Raw genomic sequence first — 12652 nt, forward strand, 5'->3', positions numbered from 1 at the left:
ATTATCTGGCTTTCCTGACTCAATGATGATTAAGTGAACTTGTATCAAACGAGATATCGAGATTTTCTCATAGCAAGCTAAAATCTACGGTTTAACTTCTATGGTTATTGCAGCATGGTCAATCTCACACCAAATCCGAGTTTTAGTGTCACCCTGCGCTTACAATTGCCCAATAAAGCGGGTAAGCTGGCCAGTGTTGTTCAGGCGATCGCCAATACTGGGGGCAATATGGGTCCGATTGATCTGATCGAACAAACTCTCCATACCACCGTCAGGGAGTTCACCGTTGATGCTTCGAGTACAGAACACGCCGAGGAAATTATCGAATCGGTCAAAAATCTGCCAGATTCAAAGCTGCTGGAAGTTTACGATCGCACTTTTAACCTACATCGCAGCGGCAAAATTAGCATTAATAGCAAAATTCCCCTCAAATCTCAAAGCGACCTAGCCATGGCTTATACTCCCGGTGTGGGTCGCATTTGTCGGGCGATCGCCGATGACCCGGAACAGGTCTACAACCTCACCATTAAACAAAATACCGTGGCTATTGTCACTGATGGTAGCGCCGTTTTGGGTCTGGGTAATTTGGGACCGGGAGGTGCTTTACCTGTCATGGAAGGTAAGGCTATGCTGTTTAAGGAATTTGCCGATATTGATGCGTTTCCCGTCTGTCTGGATACTCAAGACCCTGATGCCATTGTGGAAACAGTCAAAAATATCGCCCCGGTGTTTGGTGGCATCAATTTAGAGGATATCGCCGCCCCTCGCTGTTTTGAGATTGAAGCGCGACTCCGAGAAATTCTCGAGATTCCCATATTTCACGATGACCAGCATGGTACGGCTATTGTCAGTTTAGCTGCTTTAATCAATGCCCTGAAGTTGGTTAACAAACCCATAGAGGAGGTCAAGATTGTTTTAAATGGGGCCGGGGCTGCGGGAATTGCGATCGCTCGACTTCTCAAAAAAGCCGGGGCTACTCAAATTATTATCTGTGATTCTCGCGGCATTATCTCCAAAGGGCGATCGGACCTCACCCCCCAAAAACAAGAATTTGCTGTCGAGTTATCTGGAACTATTGCTAATGCCATGAAAGGGGCTGATGTGTTTATGGGGATCAGTGTTCCCGGTGTGATCACCAGGGAAATGGTTAAATCTATGGCTAGTGATCCCATTGTATTTGCTATGGCTAACCCCATTCCTGAAATTCAGCCAGAATTAATCACTAATGATGTGGCGGTGATTGCTACCGGACGCAGTGATTATGCTAATCAAATTAATAATGTTTTGGCATTTCCTGGCATTTTCCGGGGCGCTTTGGACTGTCGGGCTTCCAGCCTCACTATGAGTATGTATTTGGAAGCGGCGGCGGCGATCGCTGCTTTGGTGACAGCTAATGAGTTGAGCCCTGAAAATATTGTGCCGTCCGTTTTTGATAAGCGTGTGGCGATCGCTGTAGCTGCAGCCGTCTCCCATACTGCGCGCCAAGAAGGAATTGCTCGCCGTTAGGGTTTAACTATTGGGGGAATTTTCCCCCACCCCTACTCACCATTCCCAAAATTGCCATAAACAACCGCTCACAGGCTGGCCAACCTGTTTAATTTCATGATCAAAATGTCAACAACTACTCTATTATATTGGGCGGGGAGTTTTTTAGAGGCTCCACCTCTATGAGAAGGGGCGCAGATTTTAGCTCAATTATAATGTTGACAGGAGAAACTCAATCAATGGAGCAAAGAGGTGTAACAGTCTGGTTTACCGGCTTGAGTGGCGCGGGGAAAACCACCATTAGCCAAGCTGTAGCCGAAAAGCTGAAATCTCAGGGATACAGATTAGAAATTTTAGATGGGGATATAGTCCGCACTAACTTAACTAAAGGCTTAGGGTTTAGCAAAGAAGACCGCGATGAGAATATTCGCCGCATTGGCTTTGTTTCTCATTTATTAACTCGCAACGGTGTGATTGTATTTGTTTCCGCAATTTCTCCCTATCGAGAAATTCGTGAGGAAGTCCGTCAACGGATTGGTGATTTTGTCGAAGTCTTTGTTAATGCACCCTTAAATGTTTGTGAAGAAAGGGATGTGAAAGGACTGTATCAACGGGCTAGGGCTGGCGAAATTAAAGGCTTTACTGGTATTGATGACCCCTACGAACCTCCCCTAAATCCTGAGATTGAATGTCGCACCGACCTCGAAGAACTTTCGGAAAGTGTTGATAAGGTGATTCAAAGTTTACAAAAATTGGGTTATTTAGGAGCTTGAATAAATCACGATTATCAGGTAGGTAACAGAGACTAATCCGGCGCTGAGGGGAATTGATTAACTCTCCCCTAGCCGGAATCCTGATAGCTAACTTCTGGCTGCTGCTTTCCAATTAATCAGATAATTATCAATATATTAATAGTCAATTTGTGTCTATGAATGACTTATATATTTCTTGGTCGGAATATTACCAAAAAATCGAAGTTTTAGCAGCTAAAATATATCAATCTCAGTGGGAGTTTAATCAGATTATTTGTCTGGCTAGGGGAGGGCTACGAATTGGGGATATACTCTCGCGTATTTATGATGTCCCCCTAGGGATTTTGGCGGCTTCTTCCTATGGGGGACCCGGTGGAAAAATTCGAGGAGAAATTCAGATCGCCCATCATCTTAGCATGACTACAGAAAATTTGGGCGATCGCATTTTGTTAGTAGATGATTTAGCTGATTCTGGGATTAGTCTTGAACGTTCAATTGTTTGGTTAACAGAACACTACCCTGATGAGATTACCCAAGTTCGTACAGGAGTAATCTGGTATAAAAGTTGTTCTACCTTTGTCCCTGATTATTATGTGGATTTTCTGAGTAATAATCCCTGGATTCATCAACCCTTTGAATATTACGAACAACTCCAGCCAGCGGATTTAGTCCACCAGGTGAATGGACTAGATTCTTAAACAAAATTAACGTTTAACGCCAAGGTATCAGATATTTGATACTCTATTAAGTTGTTAAACTGTACACTGAAGCAAACCACAGTTGAAAGCTAATGTCAGAGATTGAATCGAATCTCCAGATCTTGATGCGAACTTTGAGACGGAGACTGCATTTATCCCAAGAAGGGTTAGCCCAAAAGCTGGGCGTGTCTCGTGGTAGTGTCAATCGTTGGGAAAATGGTCGGGGTGAACCTTCTCAAGCTATTCTTAATAGTATTCAGCATCTATGGGAATCGGTATTTGATGAGGAAGAACCCAAAGCCAGAACCTCTTACCTCAATAGTGTCCCCAAATTCCGACAGTCTGATGTGATGCGGATTTTAGGAGTATCTCACCAACGGGTTAGAACTTTGCGTATTCGCCAGACCTTAAAATTTTATTGGGATGAAGAAATGAATACTTGGGTAACATCAGATATCGAAATAAAACGTTATCTACGTCGCAAGGGAAAACGATTAAGATACAAGGAAATAAAGTAAATTAATCCCTATGTTCGGTGTTGGTAGTCCCAGACCATACGCCCAGAAACCTATCCCCTGGGCGGTGGGTTTTGGTCTGTTTACAGATACCTAAAGGGCTACAAGAAGCGATCGCCTCTGCGGTCAAGCGTGCGGACTAATTATAGCATCAAATTACTCTAGTTAATCAACTAATAAGTATGCCTCAAACAAGCTGGAAATTACTATTTATCTCAACCCCGGTCGGTCCCCTAGGTTCAGGATTAGGGGGGGGAGTCGAATTAACATTGTTGAATATGGCAAAAGCCTTACACAGCCGAGGTCATGATATAACCGTTGTTGCGCCTTCTGGGTCAGTGTTAGAGGCCCTATCAGTTATAGAAATTTCGGGGAAACTACAACCGATCGCCCAAAATCAAGACCGAGATTCTCTGATTACCATACCGGAAAATTCTGTGTTAGGAAATATGTGGGAATATGGGCGACAGGTACAGACAAACTATCATGCAATTGTCAATTTTGCCTTTGATTGGCTACCATTTTATCTGACTCCTTTTTTCCCGACTCCGATCGCTCACTGGGTGAGTATGGGTTCCCTAATTTCCGCCTTAGATCAGATAGTTGTTGAGGTGATGAAACAGTTTCCGGGGACTGTCGGATTTTATAGCCATACCCAAGCCGCCACCTTTGGTTCAGACCTAGGCTATGCTTGTTTAGGAAGTGGCTTAGAAATGGATCGCTATCAGTTTTGTGATCAACCCCATCAACAACTAGCTTGGATGGGTCGTATTTCCCCGGAAAAAGGCTTAGAGGATGCGATCGCGGCGGCGGATAAAACAGGTATCCCTCTGGCAATTTTTGGCAAAATTCAGGATGAGCAATATTGGCAAAATATCCTGAATACTTATCCGAATGCGCCCCTAAATTATCGGGGATTTTTGAATACAGATGAACTACAACAGGGTCTGCGTGAATGTCGAGGTTTATTAATGACTCATCGCTGGGTAGAAGCCTTTGGAAATGTCGCTATTGAAGCCTTAGCCTGTGGGGTTCCGGTGATTAGTTATCGACGGGGTGGACCCGCCGAAATTGTCCGAGATGGTGAAACGGGTTGGCTAGTCGAACCCGACAGCGTAACGGGTTTGGTCGATGCGATCGCCAAATTAGAGCAAATTGACCGCCGCCAATGTCGCGCTTTAGCCGAAAAGGAATATTCCTTAGTAGCTTTAGGCGATCGCTTAGAAACATGGTTATCCGATGTGATCGCGCTTAAAAATTGAACTGAGGATGTATCCTAGGATTCAGTTTTTCCTGGACAGGTTTTCCCCCTTGTAAATGTTGGGTGGCGATCGCCTTTGCATCTTCCGGTTGAACTCGATAGTACCAAGTCTCATCGGGAATTACCCGCACCGTCGGACCTATATTACACTGTCCTAGACAGCCACTAGCCTCCACCTTCACATTAGGGACATCTGCATCCTCAAAGGCTTTCAGAGTACCCTCGGAACCATTCCGCAAGCAGGACTGATGCTGACAAACCAGGACACACCGAGATTGATCCGAGGTGGTTTGTGGTTGGGGTGGCTGGGTTTCTGGCATTTGGGAGGTTTTGCTAAAAATTTCCATACCCCCATTATGTACAAAACGCGATCGCAAAAGCCAGGGGATTACTGCTGAGAAGGTCTAACCTCCAAAACCCCCCTATCTGTAAATACCACCTCAAATACCACTGTTTTACCCGCAGTTTCCGCCGCCATAGCGTCAGATTCCACTAGAGTAGGTAGAGGAGTATTATCAACGTTTTCCGAAGCCTCAGAAGACTTAGGTTCAAATTCCGCGATCGCCCCCGTCGGAGTCACTGTCACCATGTAACTGACCGCCGTAGGAACCGGGGTTCCTTTCACAGTCCAAGCCCGGTCAATTTTATCGTAAATAATATTATTCAATTCTTCAATATTGACCGTCTCAGGAACTGCCGCTACCTCGTTTCCTGTCGTCATCTCAGCCGTCGGAGTTGGGTCAGGAGTCATGGCTGCTTCAGTTTCCGGGGACTCCGACACTTCTGTAGTTTCTGGTGTAGTTTCTGGAGTCGCAGCAGTAAGGTCCTCCGTAGTTTCTGGGGTCTGGGGTTCAGAAGCGATCGCATCAGGAGTTTCTGTTGTCTCCGTCGTCGTAGTCTCTGCTGTTTCTTCCACCACAGAGGCGGCGGGAGTAGTCACCACTTCCATAGTCGCCTCTTCCGTAGCCACAGTTTCTTCTTCTGACTGACTTCCCGTTGTCGTAGCCTGGTCAGGACTAACCATCAGCGACCCCACCACCGCCATCATCACCACCGCAATTAGGGCTACAATAGACCCAGTTTTCACTACCGGGGGTAGTTCCGAGGTAGTTGTCGAGTTATTGACATTTTGCTGAGGGATAAGTGGTTCATTTTCCGGGGTTTCCGGGGAATTATCTTTATGGGAATACATATTCAGACACCTCTGATGATATCAATGTAAATTCGCGCTATATTGTAGATGCTTTCCGTAGTCTTGCCAACCTCTGGCTGGCTGGCTTCCAATTAAACCAGGATTTTTAATACTTAAAAATATGGGTATTTTTGAAAGTAAGTGTGAGGCGATCGCCTCCATTTTATTAAAAAAGCGATCGCCAGCAACACCAAACCCCAAAACACAAATTTATTCTATAGTATCCCAGTCATCCTTAAAGTAACCGATTATACCAAAACCTAGCGCAGATTGAGAATTGCAGATACCGCCGCCAGGCTTTCCTCATACAAAACATCTCGGCCCCAGCGTTGTAGCTGTTGCGCCATCAGATATTCTGCTTTTTGGTCTGTCACCGAAGTCACTTGTTCAGTCTGACACGACTGGGCGCTACCCCCCGCCTCCATACGCATACAGCCAGTAGTTTCCGAACATAGAATAGTGCAGCAATTAGCCTTGGGATTAGTAGAAGTCAGGCGCACACCCACCAAATCGCCCGGAATTTCCCCAGTATCTGCCATAGGAATAGCAGCGAGTTCCCCAATAATCTCCTGATTATCAGGACCACGGAACTTAACGTGCTTCAGGTCATAGTCTCCCCCCGACTCAGTAAACTCCAGAGGTTCCCACTGCAAACGACTAGCAAACCAACCGAGGAACATCAAAGCCTGAGCCGCATTACCCTTTTCATAGTCGAGGGTAATATGGTCAATATCCCCAAGATACATCCGACGTTCTGGGGGGTCAAAAGTAGCCGCTGTCAACTCCTGCCAAGGCGAGAGACGATGCCAATTCAAATCAGCAATATAGGTTTCTTGGTCAACCAGTTCCTGCATTTTGAGTAATTCCGATTCAGGGTCGCTGAAATAACAGGAATCGACAATCACACAATTACTGCAACAGGACAAATGCTTAAACAATTCTTGTTCCGGGTTAGGGGTAGCCTTCCACCAGACAAACTTAGGCAAATCGGGAATTAATAAAGATGTGACCACATTACTAACCCTTTCCAAAGCCGCCTTAGTGCCTCGGAGGGTGACATATTCACAACAGATTAAACCCTCTTCCTTGTTGTTTTGTAGGGGACAATAGGCAGAAACCTGGGCCGTAACTCCCGTATCTTCTCCCCAAGTCGGACAGAGAGTGATAATGCGGCAGGGATTTTGGTTAGCAATAGTTTCGCTGATGCTAAATCCACGAGCATCAATATTTCTAATCACCCGCTGTTCTGGGGAAAGTTTAGCAAACTCAGTGCGTAGGTGTTCCAGGGTATCCGAATCTACCCGACCCGTAATCGGCAATTGATAAGCCTTTTGAGCATCACGAACAGCATCACGGGTCTCCGTACCATGAATACCATCGATCGCCCCTTTATAAAAGCCGAGACCCCCCAGGAGTTGCTGAAACTCCTCCGGTTCATAGATCACCATGCTAAAAGTAGCCGCCCTAGTAGCGATCGCCGCCGTTTTACCCTGACCGAAACTTTGACTAAGCCAGATGCTATTAAGTTCTGCCTCAATTTCACTCAGAGAAATATCCTTTGGTTTCTGGAGTGCAACAAGTGGTGTATTCATATTTAACTCAGTAGCTTATTGATTGAACGCGAACAAAAGTTATAGATAGACCCAAATATCAAAGCCTACGCCAACGGCGACCATCCCGGTTAAGCAATAGTTCCGCCTCCACAGGTTCCCAGGTTCCCGCCTCATAGAAAGGGATACTATCTGGCTTCGCCGGAGCATCCCAGGCTTCCAATACCGGAGTTAGAACCCGCCAGGACGCTTCCACCTCATCCCCTCGCGTAAATAGAGTTTGGTCTCCCAGCATACAGTCAATCAATAACCTAGCATAAGCATCAGTGCTAGGCTTACCAAAAGCCGTATCATAGCGGAAATCCATATCCACCGAGCGAGTTCTGAGGGAATTTCCCGGAGTTTTCACCTCAAACCGCATCGAAATCCCTTCATTCGGCTGAATTCGCAGCGCCAACACATTAGGATTAGCCTGTTTAGCAGCAGATTGGAACATTAAAAAAGGCACTTCCTTAAACTGAATAGCGATTTCCGTAACCTTCTTAGGCATTCGCTTACCAGTACGCAGGTAAAAAGGTACACCCTTCCAGCGCCAATTATCAACACTAAGTTTCAAAGCCGCATAGGTAGGCGTAGTAGACTCTGGTGATGCGCCATCTTCGTCACGATAGCCCGGAACCTGCTGACCATTCATCCATCCCTTGATATATTGTCCTCGGACTGCTGCTGTTTCTAGGTTATTAAAATCTGCCAGACGGGTAGCTTGTACCACCTTAACCTTTTCCGTGCGGATACTATCAGCATCCAAAGAGTTAGGGGGTTCCATAGCCGTGAGCGAGAATAACTGCATCAAATGGTTTTGTACCATATCCCGCAGCGCCCCAGCCGTTTCATAATATCCCGCTCGTCCTTCCAAGCCTACAGTTTCCGCCACCGTTATTTGTACATGATCAACAAACTGACGATTCCACAACGGTTCAAAAATAGCGTTAGCGAACCGAAACACCATCAAATTCTGTACTGTTTCCTTACCGAGGTAGTGGTCAATACGGTAAACTTGCTCCTCAGTGCAGACATTACGCACCACCCGGTTAAGGACTTGCGCCGAACCCAGGTCACGACCAAAAGGCTTTTCAATAACTAGGCGTTGCTTTTTGGGGTCTTCCAACATTCCGGCTTGTCCCAGTTGTTGGGCTGCTTCTCCAAAAAATCTAGGAGCCACCGATAGATAAAATACCCGATTTCCACGGGTTAGGCGTTTCGAGTCTAATTCAGCCAAAAGGGATTTTAGCTTTTGGTAGCTTTCCGGTTCGTCCATATTACCGGAACAGTAGTATAAGCCTTGGGCGAAGTTATGCCATATTTTTTCCGATTGTAGCCCGCCGCCAAATTCTTCAATACCCTGTCGAAGATGCTCACGAAAATAGTCATCAGTCCAGTCTCGGCGTGCTACCCCAACAATGGTTAATTCTGGGGGTAACTTACGTTCGAGGTGCATTTGATAAATGGCGGGAACTAGCTTACGCTGGGTTAAATCGCCGGAAGCCCCGAAAATTACTAAAATTTGGGGTTCGGGAATGCGGTCTTGTTGTAGACCAACGCGGAGGGGATTTTCTGAGAGTGTAACCATCTAGGCTGTCGTGAATAATTAAGTTAACAGAGGTTGCCGGATTTTATTATTGATCTAAGTTTCCGTTTCGCGACGTTTGCGATCGCTTATAAATGACTCCACTAAAGCTACATCCTCTTTACTACCAATAATCAGAGGCGTGCGTTGATGGAGTTTTTCGGGAACCACATTTAAGATATCCTGACTACCCGTACTAGCGCGACCCCCCGCCTGTTCCATTAAAAAGGCCATTGGTGCCGACTCATATAATAGGCGCAATTTACCATCAGGGTTTTTCACTGTTCCCGGGTATAGGAATACTCCTCCCTGACAGAGAATGCGGTGAATATCTCCCACCAAAGCCCCACTATAGCGGGCTGTGTAGCCATCATGGCGGTGAACATAACGGATATAGTCTCGGTAGCATTCCTCCCACTGCCAAAAATTACCTTCGTTAACACTGTAGACCGGACCATGTTCGGGAACTTGGATATTTTCCTGAGCCAGGATAAATTCCCCCAGACTGGGGTCTAAAGTAAAGGAATGAACCCCCCTACCAATTGAATAAACCAGGAGCGTGCTAGGACCATATAGGATGTATCCAGCAGCGATTTGTTTATGACCGCCTTGCAATAAGTCTAGGGCTTCTCCTTCTTCGTCGTAACCTTCCTGTTGACGGATCGCGAAGATGGAACCCACATTCATATTAACATCCAGGTTTGAGGAACCATCTAGGGGGTCATAAAGCAGAGTATAGCGTCCGATGGGGCAGTTTTCTGGGATGTAGTAGGGTTTATCCATTTCTTCCGAAGCTAGGCGACACACTAAGCCGCTTTGTTTGAAGGTCGAGATAAAAACTGCATTGGAGAAAAAATCCATTTGTTTGACTTCTTCCCCCTGGATATTCACTTCTCCCGTAAATCCTAGGGTTCCTTCTACCAACCCCGCCCTTGACAGACGACGGGCGATCAGTTTCCCCGCTAGTCCAATGCGGTTCATCAGGGCGCTAATATCTTGAGCATCAGGACCGAAACTTTGGAGTTGCTGTAAAACGTGCCGCGATAGGGTTGTACAGTCCCGATCTAAGTAGTATCCTCTATCTAAACCTAGGGGATCTGGCTGGATTTGACCGCTTGCTGTCTGTACCATAAGTTAAATTCTGCTCTATAAAACTTAAACAAAACCGGACATAGCCGGATATTGACGTTTATTTCTGGCTTCGTCCGGGACTGTCGGCAGCACCCCGTCCACAAGTGTAATCGTCTGAACCAGGCGATTTTTCTAAATTTATACTGGCGTTCAAATCTCTATCAATCTTCAGGCCACAGTTTGGACATTCAAAAGTCCGGGACTAGGGGCATTTTTTGACGATAACCGCAATTAGAACACAGTTGACTGGATGGATAAAATCTATCGGCAATAATCAACTTTGAACCATAACGTTCTGCCTTGTCACCTAGTTGACGACGGAACTCATAAAATGAAGCATCAGCGATAGAACCCGCCCAACCATGATTTTTCAGCATTCCAGACACATTCAAATCTTCAATGACTACTTGGCTGTGGTTTTTAGCCAAAAAAGTAGTTATTTTATGAATCGTGTCCCGCCGAATGTTTGCTACTCTTTGATGTAGCTTTTGAACTTTCAAGAGACATTTGGCCCAATTTTTCGAGCCTTTGACTTTGCGACTTAAATGGCGTTGTAATCTGGCTAGTTTTTTGGTCGCTGCTTTATAAGCCTTGGGATTAGAGAATTGGGTCCCATCGGAGCAAGTCGCCAAATTGTTAATTCCTAGGTCTACCCCGATTCTCTCTCGGAATTTCGGTGTGATTTCTGGTGTGGTTTCTACAAAAAAGCTCATATACCAGTCACCTGCTTGGCGCGTTATAGTGACTTTCTTAACTAGACTGGGTGGTAGAGCCTCAAATGTAGAAACCCAGCCCACAAAAGGCAGCTTATGGCGAGTTCCTGACAACTTGAATGGTTGGCCGCCATTGTCAAGGGTAAAGCTATCATGGTGGCCTTTCTTCTTAAATTTAGGATAACTGCTTATTCCTTTGAAGAATCGCTTAAAGGCATCCCCTAGATTAATGAAGGCATATTGATCAACTTTAGAAGACAATTCAGACATCCAAGGATATTGAGGTTTTACATAATGAGTAAAAACCTTTTTGATGGAGTTGACGTGATAGCTGAGTCCCTCTTCATAAGCTGACATCCATAAGTGTAATCCCCAATTGAACACAAATCGAGCATACCCGGCGTGTTTGGCCATCAAGGTGCGATGACGGTCATTGAGTTTTAGTTTTGTCCGGAAAGCTTTGATTGGCACCATGATTTGATTTTACCATGAAGAATCCGACTTGATGAGTATGTCGTCAAGGAAATTTGGCATGGTCTGGGGTTTGACCGTATACTCATTATTGAGTTGCGAATCTTTTGAGGTATTGTACCTTATTGTCCTAAGATGTCAAGCAAATCTTGGATTAAATTCTGGCTCCCAACAGTTCCCTAAAATAGAAGCCAAGGCTAAAGTATCGATATGGACTCAGCCTGAACTCAACGGAGTTTCCGGTTCAGCCTTTAGGCAAACTTTAAGATCTCGATCGCTTATCCTGAATATTTGGATTAAACTGTTGAAAATTCCCTTATTCATGGTTTGCGGTTGTTTAGATGAAGTTAAAATTTACCCCGGTTTTGCTGTTGATCATGTTTGTGGTGGCTTTGGCGGTTCCTATGTTTTTGTCTACTGGGAGACTGGTGGTAGCCGAGGAAGTGGCTAATGTTACTTTAGAATTGCAGCCTACCTGTGGGGTTAGACCTACTACTAATGTGGCTGTGGCTTCTACCCAGGTGGGTCCCCCTATTGAACAACCAGCACCTTTGACGCGGTTTCGTCGTCCCTTAACTGCTCAAAGTTCCTCTGGCCATACTCCTCAAGAATATCAGGCGATCGCCAATCAGACTAACTACGGCCAACGGTTTGTCTATGATATTAATGGTCAACTGAACAATAATCAGCCAATTATTGTCCTCCACGAAACTGTTACCACCAGTCAAAATGCCATTAATTTTTTCCGCACCCGCCACACTTCCGAAGATAATCAGGCCAGTTACCATACCTTAATTACCCTCAATGGAGATATTGTTTATATTGTCCCTCCCGATTTAAGGGCTTTTGGTGCCGGAAATTCTGTGTTTGTTGGTAGTCGCGGTGAAGAAGCAGTCAGGACTCATCCTAAATATCCCGCTTCTGTCAATAATTTTGCTTATCATGTTTCCCTGGAAACACCACCAGATGGCATGAATAACCGTCCTAGCCACAGTGGATATACCATGGCTCAATATCAGTCTTTGGCTTGGTTAGTTTCGCGGACGGGGGTTCCTAATGACCGCATTACTACCCATCAAGCTGTTGATAGATCTGGTCATAGATCTGACCCCAGAAGTTTTAATTCACAGCTTTTTTATCAACTTCTCAATAATTATCCCAGAACCCAGGAAATTATCATTGGTTGTCGGGTTCCGGGTTATCAAGGATAATTGGGGTTTGATTGACTCTCAATAGTTAATGGTTGATTGGGCGGGT

The 12652-nt window shown here is 45.4% G+C and carries 12 protein-coding genes and 1 pseudogene; 7 read left to right on the plus strand and 6 right to left on the minus strand.

The annotated features are described in order from the left end of the window. Positions 1-114: 114 nt before the first annotated feature. The 5 genes from HFV01_RS27675 (at position 115) to HFV01_RS27695 (ending at position 4712) form a co-directional block, all read left to right on the plus strand. Positions 115-1506, plus strand: coding sequence for an NAD-dependent malic enzyme (locus tag HFV01_RS27675; protein ID WP_006622468.1), 1392 nt, complete (start codon positions 115-117; stop codon positions 1504-1506). Between the two features lie 218 nt (positions 1507-1724). Further along, entirely contained in the window at positions 1725-2258 is a 534-nt protein-coding gene (gene cysC / locus HFV01_RS27680; protein ID WP_035759991.1) for an adenylyl-sulfate kinase, read from the plus strand. 155 nt (positions 2259-2413) lie between these two features. Continuing rightward, positions 2414-2935 carry a phosphoribosyltransferase gene (locus HFV01_RS27685; RefSeq protein WP_006622470.1) on the plus strand — a complete coding sequence of 174 codons (522 nt, stop codon included), beginning with the start codon at positions 2414-2416 and terminating at the stop codon, positions 2933-2935. A 92-nt stretch (positions 2936-3027) separates the two neighbouring features. Beyond that, positions 3028-3453 (plus strand): helix-turn-helix domain-containing protein, encoded by a 426-nt coding sequence (locus tag HFV01_RS27690; protein ID WP_006622471.1) that lies wholly within the window; start codon positions 3028-3030, stop codon positions 3451-3453. 179 nt (positions 3454-3632) lie between these two features. Beyond that, positions 3633-4712 carry a glycosyltransferase family 4 protein gene (locus HFV01_RS27695; RefSeq protein WP_193520608.1) on the plus strand — a complete coding sequence of 360 codons (1080 nt, stop codon included), beginning with the start codon at positions 3633-3635 and terminating at the stop codon, positions 4710-4712. Here HFV01_RS27695 and HFV01_RS27700 read toward each other — a convergent pair. Both HFV01_RS27700 and HFV01_RS27705 read right to left on the minus strand, forming a co-directional pair. Further along, entirely contained in the window at positions 4702-5058 is a 357-nt protein-coding gene (locus tag HFV01_RS27700) for a (2Fe-2S) ferredoxin domain-containing protein (protein WP_006622474.1), read from the minus strand. The genes HFV01_RS27695 and HFV01_RS27700 overlap by 11 nt on opposite strands. A 41-nt stretch (positions 5059-5099) precedes the next feature. Beyond that, positions 5100-5903 carry a hypothetical protein gene (locus tag HFV01_RS27705; protein ID WP_006622476.1) on the minus strand — a complete coding sequence of 268 codons (804 nt, stop codon included), beginning with the start codon at positions 5901-5903 and terminating at the stop codon, positions 5100-5102. A 121-nt stretch (positions 5904-6024) separates the two neighbouring features. Here HFV01_RS27705 and HFV01_RS31470 point away from each other — a divergent pair, with 121 nt between their 5' ends. Then, a complete protein-coding gene (locus HFV01_RS31470) occupies positions 6025-6147 on the plus strand; it encodes a hypothetical protein (RefSeq protein WP_273247983.1) in 123 nt (40 codons plus the stop codon). 16 nt (positions 6148-6163) lie between these two features. Here HFV01_RS31470 and opcA read toward each other — a convergent pair whose 3' ends face one another. The 4 genes and pseudogenes from opcA to HFV01_RS27725 form a co-directional block, all read right to left on the minus strand. Next, positions 6164-7495 (minus strand): glucose-6-phosphate dehydrogenase assembly protein OpcA, encoded by a 1332-nt coding sequence (opcA, locus tag HFV01_RS27710; protein WP_006622478.1) that lies wholly within the window; start codon positions 7493-7495, stop codon positions 6164-6166. Positions 7496-7553: 58 nt separating this feature from the next. Beyond that, positions 7554-9083, minus strand: coding sequence for a glucose-6-phosphate dehydrogenase (zwf, locus tag HFV01_RS27715; protein ID WP_006622479.1), 1530 nt, complete (start codon positions 9081-9083; stop codon positions 7554-7556). A gap of 54 nt (positions 9084-9137) precedes the next feature. Then, on the minus strand, positions 9138-10211 hold the full coding sequence (gene fbp / locus HFV01_RS27720) for a class 1 fructose-bisphosphatase (RefSeq protein ID WP_006622480.1): 1074 nt from the start codon (positions 10209-10211) through the stop codon (positions 9138-9140). A 58-nt stretch (positions 10212-10269) separates the two neighbouring features. Further along, a pseudogene (locus HFV01_RS27725) lies at positions 10270-11395 on the minus strand (RNA-guided endonuclease InsQ/TnpB family protein). Positions 11396-11736: 341 nt separating this feature from the next. On the opposite strand from HFV01_RS27725, the gene HFV01_RS27730 reads away from it, so the two are divergent. Beyond that, positions 11737-12606, plus strand: a complete 870-nt coding sequence (locus HFV01_RS27730; RefSeq protein ID WP_193520609.1) for a peptidoglycan recognition protein family protein — start codon at positions 11737-11739, stop codon at positions 12604-12606. The last annotated feature ends 46 nt before the right edge of the window (positions 12607-12652 follow it).

The organism is Limnospira fusiformis SAG 85.79 (genome assembly GCF_012516315.1).
Taxonomy (GTDB): domain Bacteria; phylum Cyanobacteriota; class Cyanobacteriia; order Cyanobacteriales; family Microcoleaceae; genus Limnospira; species Limnospira fusiformis.